The sequence below is a fragment of the Paenibacillus sp. FSL R10-2796 genome (assembly GCF_037965315.1).
GTDB lineage: Bacteria > Bacillota > Bacilli > Paenibacillales > Paenibacillaceae > Paenibacillus_AQ > Paenibacillus_AQ odorifer.
Genome location: NZ_CP150178.1, coordinates 6,362,822 through 6,376,035 on the forward strand (window position 1 = coordinate 6,362,822; position 13,214 = coordinate 6,376,035).

The 13,214-nt window shown below is 46.7% G+C and carries 16 protein-coding genes; 2 read left to right on the forward strand and 14 right to left on the reverse strand.

Annotation, left to right across the window (positions count from 1 at the left end):
* Window positions 1-31: 31 nt before the first annotated feature.
* The 10 genes from NST58_RS28370 to NST58_RS28415 form a co-directional block, all read right to left on the reverse strand.
* On the reverse strand, window positions 32-802 hold the full coding sequence (locus tag NST58_RS28370; protein ID WP_076128640.1) for an ABC transporter permease subunit: 771 nt from the start codon (window positions 800-802) through the stop codon (window positions 32-34).
* On the reverse strand, window positions 799-1,713 hold the full coding sequence (locus NST58_RS28375) for an ABC transporter ATP-binding protein (protein WP_076193671.1): 915 nt from the start codon (window positions 1,711-1,713) through the stop codon (window positions 799-801). The genes NST58_RS28370 and NST58_RS28375 overlap by 4 nt, the downstream gene beginning before the upstream one ends.
* Entirely contained in the window at window positions 1,713-1,904 is a 192-nt protein-coding gene (locus tag NST58_RS28380) for a PLDc N-terminal domain-containing protein (RefSeq protein WP_036680175.1), read from the reverse strand. The genes NST58_RS28375 and NST58_RS28380 overlap by 1 nt, the downstream gene beginning before the upstream one ends.
* Before the next feature lie 52 nt (window positions 1,905-1,956).
* A complete protein-coding gene (locus NST58_RS28385) occupies window positions 1,957-2,172 on the reverse strand; it encodes a hypothetical protein (protein WP_036680176.1) in 216 nt (71 codons plus the stop codon).
* Window positions 2,169-2,498 (reverse strand): YxlC family protein, encoded by a 330-nt coding sequence (locus NST58_RS28390; protein WP_076136947.1) that lies wholly within the window; start codon window positions 2,496-2,498, stop codon window positions 2,169-2,171. Before NST58_RS28390 ends, NST58_RS28385 begins: the two co-directional genes overlap by 4 nt.
* Window positions 2,485-3,030 (reverse strand): RNA polymerase sigma factor SigY, encoded by a 546-nt coding sequence (sigY, locus tag NST58_RS28395; protein WP_076179762.1) that lies wholly within the window; start codon window positions 3,028-3,030, stop codon window positions 2,485-2,487. The genes NST58_RS28390 and sigY overlap by 14 nt, the downstream gene beginning before the upstream one ends.
* Before the next feature lie 545 nt (window positions 3,031-3,575).
* Window positions 3,576-4,205: an MBL fold metallo-hydrolase gene (locus tag NST58_RS28400; RefSeq protein WP_076128651.1), complete on the reverse strand. Its 630-nt coding sequence runs from the start codon at window positions 4,203-4,205 to the stop codon at window positions 3,576-3,578.
* 4 nt (window positions 4,206-4,209) lie between these two features.
* Window positions 4,210-4,776 (reverse strand): thioredoxin family protein, encoded by a 567-nt coding sequence (locus NST58_RS28405; protein WP_076128653.1) that lies wholly within the window; start codon window positions 4,774-4,776, stop codon window positions 4,210-4,212.
* On the reverse strand, window positions 4,773-5,387 hold the full coding sequence (locus NST58_RS28410; protein ID WP_036680184.1) for a DedA family protein: 615 nt from the start codon (window positions 5,385-5,387) through the stop codon (window positions 4,773-4,775). Before NST58_RS28410 ends, NST58_RS28405 begins: the two co-directional genes overlap by 4 nt.
* 350 nt (window positions 5,388-5,737) lie before the next feature.
* A complete protein-coding gene (locus NST58_RS28415; RefSeq protein ID WP_076193669.1) occupies window positions 5,738-6,496 on the reverse strand; it encodes an SDR family oxidoreductase in 759 nt (252 codons plus the stop codon).
* Between the two features lie 216 nt (window positions 6,497-6,712).
* Between NST58_RS28415 and NST58_RS28420 the strand changes: the two genes are divergently transcribed.
* Entirely contained in the window at window positions 6,713-7,051 is a 339-nt protein-coding gene (locus tag NST58_RS28420; protein WP_076179758.1) for an autorepressor SdpR family transcription factor, read from the forward strand.
* Window positions 7,051-7,707, forward strand: coding sequence for an SdpI family protein (locus NST58_RS28425; RefSeq protein WP_076193667.1), 657 nt, complete (start codon window positions 7,051-7,053; stop codon window positions 7,705-7,707). The genes NST58_RS28420 and NST58_RS28425 overlap by 1 nt, the downstream gene beginning before the upstream one ends.
* Here the strand turns inward: NST58_RS28425 and NST58_RS28430 are convergent.
* The 4 genes from NST58_RS28430 to NST58_RS28445 form a co-directional block, all read right to left on the reverse strand.
* Window positions 7,696-10,035, reverse strand: coding sequence for an O-antigen ligase family protein (locus NST58_RS28430; RefSeq protein WP_339244984.1), 2,340 nt, complete (start codon window positions 10,033-10,035; stop codon window positions 7,696-7,698). The genes NST58_RS28425 and NST58_RS28430 overlap by 12 nt on opposite strands.
* Window positions 10,036-10,443: 408 nt before the next feature.
* Window positions 10,444-11,634: an SAM-dependent methyltransferase gene (locus NST58_RS28435; RefSeq protein WP_076303094.1), complete on the reverse strand. Its 1,191-nt coding sequence runs from the start codon at window positions 11,632-11,634 to the stop codon at window positions 10,444-10,446.
* A gap of 88 nt (window positions 11,635-11,722) precedes the next feature.
* The gene (locus NST58_RS28440; RefSeq protein ID WP_256717064.1) at window positions 11,723-12,541 is read right to left on the reverse strand and encodes a PhzF family phenazine biosynthesis protein; all 819 of its coding nucleotides are present in this window, start codon (window positions 12,539-12,541) and stop codon (window positions 11,723-11,725) included.
* On the reverse strand, window positions 12,541-13,212 hold the full coding sequence (locus NST58_RS28445) for a DUF6483 family protein (RefSeq protein ID WP_076128661.1): 672 nt from the start codon (window positions 13,210-13,212) through the stop codon (window positions 12,541-12,543). The genes NST58_RS28440 and NST58_RS28445 overlap by 1 nt, the downstream gene beginning before the upstream one ends.
* Window positions 13,213-13,214: the final 2 nt, after the last annotated feature.

Sequence of the window (13,214 nt, forward strand, 5' to 3'; positions counted from 1 at the left end):
TACTATATTTAATAAAAATATAACTTATGGTTCAAGCGGGTAAGTTATTCTTCCTTGTCAAAAGTGCAGCACCCACTAAACAAATCAAGATCAAAATAGCTGCTGAAAGATAGGGTCCAACCCTGAAGCCTTCTCCAGCCATAAGAATTCCAGCCGATAACCCGGAAAGACCCGCAGGTGCCCATTCAAACCATGAAGGCAATAAGCTTTGGCCTAATGATAATCCTGCCATTAGCGCCAATGCTAAAAAGGCGGCAACTGGAGATTTTAAAAATCCACTAAACAACAACGTAGCTGAGACAGCACATAACAGCCACAATCCATATACTCCAGAAGCTGCGATGACATCTCCCCAAGATAGTGAACCAATCAACTGCTCCGTGTAGTAAGCCGCCCCCGCTGCACCTAATCCTAGAGCAACGATCAACAGGGTCAGCTGCGCTGCCCATTTAGCGAACACTATTGCGGCTGGAGAAACCGGCCTTACCAGAATTAATTCCATAGTTCCGCTATAGCGCTCACCGGCTAAAACATTCATCGCGCCAAGCGCCAATACTAACATTCCGATCGTTCCGTACTGTCCCAGAGATTGCGCCATCACAGCTGCGGCACTCGGTATTTCATACCCCTCTAGCAGACCTGGGGGAACATCACCTGAAGCTTTTAATATTTCCGGCAAATAATAAGTAGTTAACGGCTGCATAATACCTAATAGGATAAAAACGACAGGTATCCAGATTAACTTATAACTGCGAGCCATTTCGAGCATTTCTTTGCGATAAAGGACCCAGGCGCTTCTCATACTCCCACCACCTTCATAAATAAATCCTCTAACGTGGAAGAACCCGCTTCAAATTGCAGTAATGGAATTTCGAGCTGCGCCGCTTCTTGCAGAATCGTCCATCGGGCCATGTCTACATCGTTCACATTAAAAATTGCCTGATCTCCGAACAACTGAGTCTCTAGTACAAACGGTTTGGCAGCAAGAGACTCCAGCCACTGAATAGCTTTTTCTTGCTTCTCTGTACGTAAACGAATAACAGGAAGGCTGTATTGTCTACGCAGCTGTGATAAAGACCCCTTCTCAGCAATCAAGCCCTGATTCATTAAAATAATATCATCGCAAATTTCTTCTGCATCATGCAGCACATGTGTAGAAAAAACTACAGTTGTCTCTTCACGTATCTCCCGCAGCAGTCCCATTACTTCTCTGCGGCCAATCGGATCAAGTGCAGATACAGGCTCATCAAGCAACAGCAGACGAGGCCGGTGCACAAGCGCCTGAGCCAGACCCAGCCGCTGCTTCATCCCACCGGAGTATCCACCAATCCGGCGACGAGCATCACCTTTAAGCCCTACACGCTCGAGCGATTCCAATGCCCTGCTGGTTGCGTCTTTAGTTCCCATTCCACTAAGCTTTGCAGCGAAAACAACATATTCATGTCCAGTCATCCAACCATAAAAAGCTGGGGACTGTGGCACATATCCTAATCCTCTGCGATATTCGGCTCCAGGACGGCTCCCCTCAAATGAAATCATTCCAGAGGTGGGTTCTAGCAGCCCTGCCAGCATACGAAGTGTGGTCGTTTTCCCAGCACCGTTAGGCCCCAGTAAAGCGACGCACCGTTCTTTCTCAATTTCAAAGCTTATATCATTTACGGAAATATGCGCCCCATAGCTTTTGCGCAAATTCTTAACTTGAAGGAGTGACATCAGACATCTTTCCTTCCTATTGTGAAATAAGCTACGCTGCCTAATATATTTCCGCAAATAATGATAATAATCCACATCCATTTTGGACCACGAACGTTATCCGCTTTGGCCAGAGATATCAGACCAATAATAGCAAGCAAAGCCTGCAGAATAATTAACGGCATGATTAAACCCCATTTTACCTCTTCCATGAAGTACCACTCCTTGTAATAAGATGAAAGGAACGAGCTTTTTACTAAAGCTTCACAACTGCTTCTTCCGTCTACGTCGATCAGGAAGAATAACAACAAGTAAGTAGACTAATGCGGGTGACGGAACTGTAGTAATCGCCCATAATCCCCAGAACCAAGCTTTTTTCCCTCGCCGTCTTGCGTCCCGGAACAGTAAGGTCCCCTGCAGCATTAACGCTACTGCTATGCCAAACCACAACCAAAGAGGCACATCCTGCAGCTCATTCATTCTTGTACACCTTCTCTATTTCTTCTGATCCTGGCGATCCCTAAGCCACCCAGTCCTACAATAGGAATGATCGCCTGAATAATCCAATAGATCATTGGCGCAGAAGTGAGAATGGATAAAAATGCGCAGATCAGGATCAATGAGACCCCCCAGAATAACAGTAGTTCTTTGCGTTCCCTTCTCTTTCTCTGCACAGCTGCATCAGCCATTAACCACTCCAGTTCCTGTAACGAAGGTGGGGTGATGTCATCATATTGCGCATCCAAACGTTCAAGCTCTTCAGTAAGCTTGTGCAAATACAGTTCTGGCTCCTTATCCTTCTCCATCCTCATTCAGCTCCTTTCGCAATTGGTTAAGACCAAGGGACACACGCGATTTGACCGTGCCAGAAGGAATTTGCATGATCACACCGATTTCTTCATAGCTATAGCCATAATAATGCTTCAGCAGCACAGCTACCCTCTGAGCAGAGGGTAGCTTGGAAATGGAATCAAGTACTTCACTCCATTCTTCCCCCCTGCTCTCAAACCGCCAACGAATCGAACGGGTGCCCTGCGCCTGCTGTTCCCGTTTCTTCCATTCTGCCTCACGTTTCCAGCGCCGCTTTCGATCGATAAATATTCTGGTGGCTATCGTAATTAACCAAGAGGAGAACGAAGAAGAACCGTTATAGGTATTGATTTTTTCCATACATCTGACCATCGTGTCCTGTACAAGATCCTCTGCCAGCAACGGATCCATAGTCACTTTGAGTAGATATTTGAACAGAAAAGTATAATGTTCTCGCAGCAGTGAAGACAGTGCTGAAGTATCTCCCTGCTGTGCCCGTCTGATTTTCTCCAGCGCCTGATCGCTCATCTGCCCCTCCATTCAGGATTTCGTTCTTATTTGTAATACGATTATGTATAGTGATTCGTTCAATGCGCTTTAATTTTATTTTTTGAGCTCCCAGAGCTTACGCCGCCATGGCTGAAGCAATCCTGCTTCAGCAGGGAAATGCCAAAAAAGAGGCGTTCTTCTAGGCTCGCCTCCTGAATTCACTGGTATTCTCCCATCCTTATTCTCAGATTGTATGTCCCTGCGTTCTATGGAAGTACAAAAACCGCCCTTTCCAGAACATTCTGAAAAACATCGGCATTTACTGCTGCAAAAACTAGTCCATTTCTCCTTGGAGTCATACCATCCGTAATCCAACGGGTAATATATATTCTTCTCCAATCTATTTCCCCCCATGCTTTTAAACCTATATGTAGACAAAAAAAGAACGCAAACCGGGATTAATTCCGCAGTCTGCGTGCTTCGCGAGGTTAATGTTACATTTAATTAACAATATTGTAGTCCTTTTGTATCCCTTTGTCTATCAAAAATTCCTCGATTCTTGTCAGTTCTACTAGAATGATTGTTTATTGAGGGATATAAGGGTTACGAACTTTTTCAAAACCGATGGTTGTTCGGGAACCATGACCTGGATAAACCTTCACTTCATCATCCATTTTGTACAGCTTGCCACGAATAGAATCGAACAAATCACGTTCCCTGCCACCAGGCAAATCGGTGCGCCCAACTCCCATCTTAAACAGCACATCTCCAGAGAATAAATCATTCCCGCATAGGAAGCTGACACTGCCCGGAGAGTGCCCAGGTGTATGGTACACGCGGAAGGTATGTCCGATGAATTGCAGAACTTGTCCTTCTGCCAGATCATATTCTGCAGGATCTGTAGTTAAAGGAGATGAAACATCAGGCCACATCAATGAACCATTTAGCTTAGGGCTGCTGAGCCATTCACTCTCTAGTGGATGTAAATAAACAGGGCATTTCTTAGCTTTACGAATTTCGTCTACGCCGCCCATATGGTCAAAGTGCGCATGCGTCAGCAAAATAGCCTCGATCTCCATCCCTTCAATACTCCGCACTAATGCCGCAGGATTCATACCGGGATCAATAATGATACCCTTCGTTGGATCTGCACCTGTCAGCAAGTAGGCATTGGTCTGAAGAGGACCTAAATTAAACGAACGTATATTTAGCATTGGTCTAGAATCCGGAAATCAGACTACGCAGCTCTTTTGCGATAACTGCTTGTGATTCCGTTCCTTCCCCATAAGCTTGCCCCATAGCCTTACGTACTTCTGCGATTTTGCTGTCGTAATCAGCGGCCTCGCGATCAGGATTCTCACGTTTGAACTCTCTCATTAGGCTCTGCACATGCTCTGGACGAGGACCCCAATGTCCAAGCACATATCCGCCGGTATCTGCAAAGATCACAATCGGAACAGATCTTCCGCCCATGGTCAAGAATTCATCCATAAGCTCCTGGTTCTCCTCCAAAATGAATACCTCTGTCTTCATTCCGGCAGTCTCCAAAATACGGAATACCGCAGGGACATTACGAACTACATCTCCACACCAATCAGCGGCAAGGATAAGTACTCGCAAATCATCACGATGGTTCAGGCTTTCAAAAAATTCCTTGTCACTCTCATCTTCCCAAGAAAACTTCTCATACCAGGATTCAAAAGCCTGCTGGTTCTTCGTCATGCTTTCTACAAATTGGCGCGGTGTAAGACCTTTTCCAAATTTATGAGCTACATTCGGTTTCATTTTGCAGTCCCCCTCTTCTTGGATTTAAACCACTTATACACAAAATAAATGATGATTAGTGCTAACGCTACGAGAATAATTTCGTTGGTATACTTAGCTGCTACCTCGTCAATATCTTCCCACTTATTCCCCAATGTCATACCGAGATATACGAACAAAGCACTCCATGGAATAACAGCAAGTGTAGTCAATAAAGTGAACTTACCTAAAGGCATACGAGAAATCCCCGCTGGAACGGAAATGGCATGGCGAACAACGGGAATAAAGCGTGCCGTAAAGATTACGCCTGTCCCATATTTATTGAACCACTCTTCCGAATGATCAATATGCTTTTTTTGGATAAGAATATATTTCCCGTATTTCTCCAGTACAGGCCTGCCCCCATAACGGCCAATCCAATATACAAAGATCTGGGCAATCACTCCGCCTATCGTACCAAACAATACTGCGCCGAAAAAATTAATATCTCCACTCCATACCAAGAAACCACCGAAAGCCAATACAATTTCACTAGGAATAACTTCAATCATCAGTCCGATCATAATCCCAAAATAACCAAGACTCTGAATCCATTCAAATAATGTCGAGATCAGATCAGAAATAAAATGCAAACGTGCTCCTCCTCCCTTTTCCGCAGAATATGGCTACATGTATCAAGCTAATCGCCTTTGGCATCTTTATAAGACACTAAGCGTTTAAGCGAGTGAAATATAAGAACATAAAAGCATAGATACTAATCTTATACTTTCTTATATTTTTAAAAGCTTTGCCGCTCTGCTATATTTTCCAGTTTCTCTTAGCCTATTCTAGCACAAGCAACCTTATCACTTCTACTTACGCGGCAAGCAGCTTCCATCTTCCAATCCATACTTAAAAAGAGTTTGAGTAACAGGCATAAACAAAAGAGGTGAACAAATTCCACCAATAAAGGGAAAATGAACACCTTTTTATCTGCGCTCAATCAATAAGCCATCCAGCCGGCATCCGCCGTTATCACCGATCCATTCAAAAAGCTTGCAGCCTCTGAAGCTAAAAATAAAGCTACTGAAGCAATCTCACTGCTCTCCCCTGTCCGTGGCATCGACGCCATACCTTCGCCCGCTTTTTGACTCCCAAAAGGACTTGGATCAGACAGATCAATATTTGTCTTTACCCCGCCCGGCGCTATCGCATTACAGCGAATTCCAAGCTTAGTGTATTGAAATCCTATATTTTTGGTCATCCCGATTACAGCATGCTTAGAGGAAGTATAAGCCACTCCCGCACGCGAGCCCGCTAAGCCGCCAATAGAGGCTACATTGATGATACATCCGCTTTCCTGCGCCATAAAAATCGGCAAAACCTTACGAATGGCTCTCATCGGACCGGTTACGTTGACCGCAAGCACCTGCTCCCATAAGTCATCAGTGATCTCGTGCGCTGGCGTCATTTTATCCATAATTCCGGCATTATTAACAAGGATATGAAGGCCTCCGAACTGTGTGGTTGCGGCATCAATCATTCGCTGTGTGTCCTCTTCCTTCGAGACATCGGCCTTTACAGGGTAGACGACTCCGTGTCCCTCACCCTTTTCCGCCTTTTTGGCTACCGCTTCTACATTCGCCAGATGGATGTCCGCAGCAATCACTTTAGCACCCTGTCGGGCAAAAAGCAGAGCAATCGCTTCTCCAATCCCCGATCCTGCACCCGTAACAACTGCGACTTTATTGGTTAGTATCATATATCCGCTCCTCTGCATCGTATGTTCGGTGCATCAAGGAATGCATGCCCTTCGTTAGTATGAACAGGAGGAGGCTTTGAACGGTCCTTAATTTTAAAGATTCGGTGACACTTTTACACACGCTATTGCTAAGTGAATACTGCATTGACAGCTATTAAAACAAAGAGTTATTATACATTTAGATAATTATTTAAATATCGAAAGGCAGGGTGGAATATGAATGAATCCTTCAAAGCACTAGCTGACCCTACCCGTCGCCAAATCATTCGGTTACTAAGGGAGAAAGATCGAACCGCAGGTGAAATCGCAGATTTTTTCAACATGTCTAAGCCAAGCATTTCTCACCATCTGAATGCGCTGAAGCATGCCGATCTTGTACAGGATGAGCGAAAAGGACAATTTATTATGTACTCGCTAAACACAACAGTCCTCGAAGAGGTTCTCGGTTGGTTATTGGAGCTCACTGGGACAGGTAAGCAAACGGAGACGGAGAGTAAATCACTGGACGGAAAGCAGCAACATCAGGATATCGATTCCAAAAAGGAGGCGGATTAATGATGAAAGATTTCAAATGGAGATGGCAGGATACCCTCATCGTAATATTAGGTTTAGCTACATTAGCCTACGCTCTGATCAATTACAGCAAGCTTCCGCAGGAGTTACCGGCACAATTTGGAATTACGGGTAAGGTCAACAGATACTGGGACAAAAATATAGCTATTTTTGTGTTCGGAATCTTAGGCATTGTGCTCCCGCTGATCATGCAGTTCACACGCAGCATCGACCCTAAGCGGGACAATTACAAAAAATTCGAAAATGCCTATGCCATGAGCAGACTTGCTATTGGGGTGCTTTTTAATCTAATGCTGGTGCTGTCGATTGCTTACGGTCTAGGTAAAGATATAAACGTTGGGAAGATCGCCATAGGCGCTGTTGGAATTATGTTTATTGCTCTTGGCAACTACATGCCACAGATAAAAGATAATTACTTGTTTGGGGTTCGTACAGCCTGGACGCTCGCCAACCCCGAGGTATGGCGAAAAACACATCGCCTATCCGGGATAATGTGGATGATCGGTGGCCTACTTATTTTTGCAGGAGCCTTTTTGAGCGGAGCCTTGTCTCAGCTTCTTATTATTACGGCACTCGTACTTGCAATTATCGTGCCCATTCTCTACTCCTGGATGATTTCACGTCCGCTAAAATCGTAAAGCCAACATACTAAGCCGTCGACTCAAGTCGTCGGCTTGTTCTGTCATTTGGAACTCACGGTCATTATGTTGCCCTCCTTTATTAGCCTCCTCTTCTGCCAACCTTCTATATTCCAGAAGAAGTTCATTCCCAGAGGCGACGCAGACTAAGCCTTCCTTTCGATTTCCTTCTGCAAGCTTTTTTTGCCCCATAAGAAACATCCCTTCAATCGCCTTCATCCACTTGGCATTGTTGTACTTATCCAGCCTAAGGCTCTGGCGCATCCAATATAACGACGCCCCCGGACGGCCACTGCTTATCCATCGTTCAGCCAGCTCCCAGCTTAAGCTGGCATTCTCGGGAGAATACAACAAACTCTGCCGAAGCAGACTCACGCTCTGTTCACCCGAGAGCAACCTAGATAATGCTATAACCGTTCGAGGTGACCGGGGATTCCAACCCAGCGATTGCTGTAGCAACTCTACCTTCACCGAAGGATCCACCGACATAATCGCTTGTCGATAGAACTTCTCTCCTTGAGCGGCGTGAAAAGATAGCACCCCCAGCAGAAGCGAAAAACAACATGCCGCAGTTCCGATTAGTCGGCGAAGGCGGATTTGGGGCGATTTCTTGGGTGTGGGGTAAGCGATTAGCGGATTCGTAGGTGTAGTGACATTGGTGAGCGGGTTCGTAGATGTGGATTGAATTGGCAGCTTGGTCTCAGACTGAGGGTGGGTTGGCGCAGATTGATGTTTCTGCTTATCCTCAGCCAGAGCAAGCGCTGGCAGCCAGAATAGCAGCAGCCAAAATAATCCGTAGCTCCAGTCAAAATCGACGACGCTGTGTAAGACGATGACCAGAAACGGCGGTAGCAACCGCGGCGATTTAGTAGCCAGCAGCCAGCCTGTTGCCAACAGCATAAGGAGTATGGCTGCAAGACCAACGAATCCTAAGTTCAACAGGATGTCAAGGTATCCATTATGCACCTGGCTGCCTACATAAGGGCGAGATTGGGCGGCAAGGTAGGCATGCCGCCAAGTCTCACCCCCACGTCCCAGCCAAGGTGCCTCTGCCGCTAGCCGCCAGGCGTCGCGGTAGAACAGCCCGCGCGCGGATACCGTCGATGACGGTCCGGTAATCCGCTCGCGCACGTGCAGGAGGACGGCGATCCCGGCCGCCGTCCAACCTGCCGCCGCCAATGCCAGCATGGCGGCTCGGGCAGTGCCCGCCGCGCTGCGCTGGCGGCGGCACAGCCACAGGCCGGCTAGCAGCGCGCCGGCCCAAAGCCCGGCCAGCAACAGCAGGCCGGGCACTGGCTCTACCGCCAACCCGGCACGGGCCAGTTGGCGGTAGAGTAGCGCCGCGGCGGCCACGGGCGCGGCGCCAGCAGCAAGAAGCGGCGCGATTAGCTGCCGCTTCCAGAGCAAGACGGCGGCGCAGGCGCAAGCCGCCGTCAGCCATGCTCCGCGCGACTCGCTGAGGAGCAGCGCGGTGGTGTACGGGAACAGCGGCAGCAAGCGCAGCAGCGCGGCGGTCGTGCTTCCCGCTTTTCCCTGCTCCGCTTCCACGCCTCCTGCCCCTTTGCTCCTCCGTTCTGCTTCTGCGCACTCCATCCCCAGCCCAACACTTCTTGCTCCCAACATATTCACGCTCTTTTTTGGCTCCCCGTAATAAACAGCAACAATAAATAGCCGTTCCAGCAGAAAAACAGCCATCACAGCACCAAAAGCATTCGGATATTCCATCAATCCTGCTAACCTAACCCCTGTGGCGCTCACTTCCGATGAATTGCTGTAGGCGACAGCGAAAGGCAACTTTACCACTCCACAAACAGCCAACAAAGCGCTCATGCTCAAAAACATACCCGCCATAGACCAAGTTACATTTACAATCCGCCGCCCCACCCGGTTCACCGCACAAAAACAAACCAATAATGCAAAGCTAGCATACAAGCCCCACCGCAGCATTTCATTCATAGTTCCCTGGGAGGAAAGCAGCCCGCGCAACCAATGAATCACATAAAGCGATAGAATAATTAAAGGGACGCTTAATAATATTCTTAAGGCTTTATTTTCTCCACTAACTTCACTAACTCCTGTAATACCTCTTACTGCACCTGCACCTGCACCTACTCCTCCCCCACTTTTTCTCCATGCGCCAACCCCAACTAGATAATAAAGCGAGCATGCACAACACAGCACAAACCATAAGGTTAGAAAGGGATACATCTCCTCAGTAAAAAACAATCCCCGCAACAAACAAGCACCCACCCCAGCTGCTATCACTAAGGCTCCACAAATATATGCGATTGATGATTCCAGACTCCGGTCTTTTTTAAAACGCCACATATAGATACCCCTATATTCGTTAATTTATCAATATCCTTTCCACATTTCCCCTTTACAAGACTAGAACGCAAAAAGACGATACCTCTCCACAAAGGAGCCGCACCGTCCTAACCATTAGATCACACTTGCTGCACTATCCGAATTCTCATCAAAAAAGCTATATAGTTGTAAAAAGTGCAGCTATTCCCGTGCTTTCGCTGCTGACTTCCACTTTAATTGTACTTTGTGCAACTGTTTTTCGAGAATCCCGCCATATGCGGAGTATTGTTCGTTTTTAAGTGTACAAAGTGCAACTAAATCACTAAAACGCAGCTTCAGAGCATATTTAATTGCACAAAGTACAACTAAATCAACTCACCATTAGATCGCACTCACTGCAACATCCTACGCTTTCTACCTTAATATCCTCTACCCTTCTACCGAACTCTCAGTAGGAAGCAGATCGGCGCATACGCGTTCGAGGTAGGGTTTTGCTCCCAGAAAATCGCGGAATGCGGTGTATTCGCGCCATTTGACGGAGTTGTCCCCGGCTGAGCTCTTAACAGCACGAATCAAAATGTTCTTCGGTGTATTCTCCAGATCGATGAATTCCAGCAGCTGGCTGCTATAGCCCATCATGTCGAGCAATTTGGCGCGAATGGCGTCTGTAGCCAAGGCGGAAAAACGTTCTTTCAATATGCCATGCGAAAGCATAGGGCTCATTACTTCATTTTCGATTTGTGCGAATAATTCATGCTGGCAGCAAGGCACAGATAAAATTACAGACGCTCCCCAACGTACTGCTTTTTCAAGGGCAGCATCGGTAGCTGTGTCACAAGCATGAAGTGTGATCACCATGTCCACTTGCTCCAGCTCATTATACTCGGCAATGTCACCCACGAAGAACTTCAAGTGATCATAACCGATTTTGGCAGCAAGTTCGTTACAATGCTCAATCACATCTGCTTTTAAATCTAACCCAATGATATTAAGCTCCCGCTTCTTGCGAACGGTCAGATAGTGATACAGCGCAAAGGTCAAATATGATTTTCCACAGCCAAAATCCACAATCGTCAACGGTCGGCCTGTTGGCAGATCGGCAAGCACGTCCTCTACCATCTCCAGAAAACGATTGATCTGCCGAAACTTATCATATCTTTTGGCCAGCACTTTACCTTCTTTATTCATGATTCCAAGCTCCACCAGAAATGGCACAGGCTCTCCATCCTCCAGCACATAACGTTTGCGACGGTTGTGAGCTAGATCCGGCTCTTCCTTTTTACTTGGAGACTTGGTTAGGATTGATACTTTGAATTTCTTACTAATAAGCACCTGATAATCGGCTTCTACTGTACACAACAAACCTTGCCGATACGTTTCTCTAAATAAAAGAGATATTTCTTCCGCCGCTAACTCTGCGGGTACGTTGCGATGTTCTACCTTTGTACCAATATAGGACGCAAACTGATAATGCAGCTTCCCCTTTAGTTCAACAGGTTTAACCTGCACTTTGGTACAATTTTCGCCTTTATAACGTACTTGACTTAGGGTAGCCGTAATCAAAGTACGGTCATTAATTAGTTGTTCAATTAGAGCTGTTAAAGATTCCACAACGCACATCTCACTTTCGGGATTAAAAATGGAGAATCTATGTCTCCTAACCATCATCGTTCATTATATCACGTGTTAACAAGGGGCGTTCCTTGTTCTAGCAGGGCTTAACATGCAGCTCTCCACTAACTATAGTTAATGCTCGCCCAGACAACTTAATCTCGTCTTTACTTACCTCTAACTGAAGCAAACCTCCACGTTTCGAAGCTTGATAAGCGGTCAACTGCGTACGATTGAGTCTATCCGCCCAAAAAGGTGCCAATGCAGTATGCGCTGAGCCTGTTACCGGATCCTCATTCACTCCTACCTTCGGCGCAAAAAAACGTGATATACAATCAATACCTTCGATAGAGCTTTCTGCGGTAACCGCGAAACCTCTCCCTTCAAGCCCGGATAAAGCTCCGAAGTCAGGGCTGAGTTCGCGAACCCGGGCTTCCTGATCCAGTCGTACAAGTACATTGTCAGCATATCGCATAGTTTCCACCACATTAGCTTCTGCAATACCAAGTGCTGCTGCGAGACCTGAAATTACAGGAGAGGGTTGAAGCTGATAAGGCGGGAAGTACAGTGAGATCAAATCTCCTGAACGAGAAGCTCTGAGCAACCCACTGCGTGTATAGAACCTTGCTTCCATGTCAGGCGCTAGCAATCCGCTCTCCCATAGTACATGCGCACTTGCTAGAGTCCCATGCCCACATAGCTTGACCTCAACTTTAGGTGTAAACCATCGCAGGCGATATCCATCTTCCTCTGGCCAGAGAAAAGCTGTCTCTGACAAGTTCATTTCCGCTGCTGTCTTCTGCATATAACCTTCATCGACGGGATGCTCCAGTAAACATACCGCCGCAGGATTGCCTGAATAAGCCTGTTCTGCAAAAGCATCGATAATATATAAAGGGATATTCATCGTATTCATCAGGTTCCTGCTTCCTTTCGTATCGCTGTTACCCTGCCCCACTCTTTTAACCCCTGCTCTACTTCCTCCAGAGGAAGGGCACCTTGTTCCAATTCTGCAGATGATTTGAGCAGCAGCCGATTGTACAGCTTATCCCCTTCTATTACAACATCTTCTCCTTGCTCCCACAGCCGGTAGAGGCTGTCCTCCGCTTTACTATATCGTCCTACCGACTCCATATACTCCAACAGTAGCCGCTCCGTTTTAGACGGGAGACGATAGGCCTGCACATCCTGCAAGAGTTCATCAATTTCCTGAGTCATATGCAGCAGCTCCCTGTCTGCTCCATGAAGATCCGCGTACAAATATAAATGTAAAGCTCTCATACTTCTAAATAATGCTGCATCCTTATCGCCATTTGCCGCATAAATGCTGCCTTCTTCCTTCAGCAGTTTGGCCAGACCTTGAAGCTTATCGGACTCAACCACACCGCCAAAACGAAACATATCTATGATATCTTCTACAGATAGTGAATTTAAAAGACGTGAATTCAGCGGAAAATGCCGGTTCAACAGCTCATCGATTTCCCATAAAGCTTCTGTCGTCTTCCGTTCCTGCTTCAGAGAAAATACCTTGGCAACCATAGCCGTCATATCTTCGATCATCCGGACAATATAGTCTCTTCGAAACATGC

Coding starts and splice junctions, on each gene's coding strand:
- NST58_RS28445 (WP_076128661.1), bottom strand. CDS start 13,212: ATGTTTCGAAGAGACTATATTGTCCGGATGATCGAAGATATGACGGCT.
- NST58_RS28380 (WP_036680175.1), bottom strand. CDS start 1,904: ATGGAAGAGGTAAAATGGGGTTTAATCATGCCGTTAATTATTCTGCAG.
- NST58_RS28430 (WP_339244984.1), bottom strand. CDS start 10,035: ATGTGGCGTTTTAAAAAAGACCGGAGTCTGGAATCATCAATCGCATAT.
- NST58_RS28375 (WP_076193671.1), bottom strand. CDS start 1,713: ATGTCACTCCTTCAAGTTAAGAATTTGCGCAAAAGCTATGGGGCGCAT.
- NST58_RS28385 (WP_036680176.1), bottom strand. CDS start 2,172: ATGAATGAGCTGCAGGATGTGCCTCTTTGGTTGTGGTTTGGCATAGCA.
- sigY (WP_076179762.1), bottom strand. CDS start 3,030: ATGAGCGATCAGGCGCTGGAGAAAATCAGACGGGCACAGCAGGGAGAT.
- NST58_RS28425 (WP_076193667.1), top strand. CDS start 7,051: ATGATGAAAGATTTCAAATGGAGATGGCAGGATACCCTCATCGTAATA.
- NST58_RS28390 (WP_076136947.1), bottom strand. CDS start 2,498: ATGGAGAAGGATAAGGAGCCAGAACTGTATTTGCACAAGCTTACTGAA.
- NST58_RS28440 (WP_256717064.1), bottom strand. CDS start 12,541: ATGAATACGATGAATATCCCTTTATATATTATCGATGCTTTTGCAGAA.
- NST58_RS28405 (WP_076128653.1), bottom strand. CDS start 4,776: ATGAAACCGAATGTAGCTCATAAATTTGGAAAAGGTCTTACACCGCGC.
- NST58_RS28400 (WP_076128651.1), bottom strand. CDS start 4,205: ATGCTAAATATACGTTCGTTTAATTTAGGTCCTCTTCAGACCAATGCC.
- NST58_RS28415 (WP_076193669.1), bottom strand. CDS start 6,496: ATGATACTAACCAATAAAGTCGCAGTTGTTACGGGTGCAGGATCGGGG.
- NST58_RS28435 (WP_076303094.1), bottom strand. CDS start 11,634: ATGTGCGTTGTGGAATCTTTAACAGCTCTAATTGAACAACTAATTAAT.
- NST58_RS28420 (WP_076179758.1), top strand. CDS start 6,713: ATGAATGAATCCTTCAAAGCACTAGCTGACCCTACCCGTCGCCAAATC.
- NST58_RS28370 (WP_076128640.1), bottom strand. CDS start 802: ATGAGAAGCGCCTGGGTCCTTTATCGCAAAGAAATGCTCGAAATGGCT.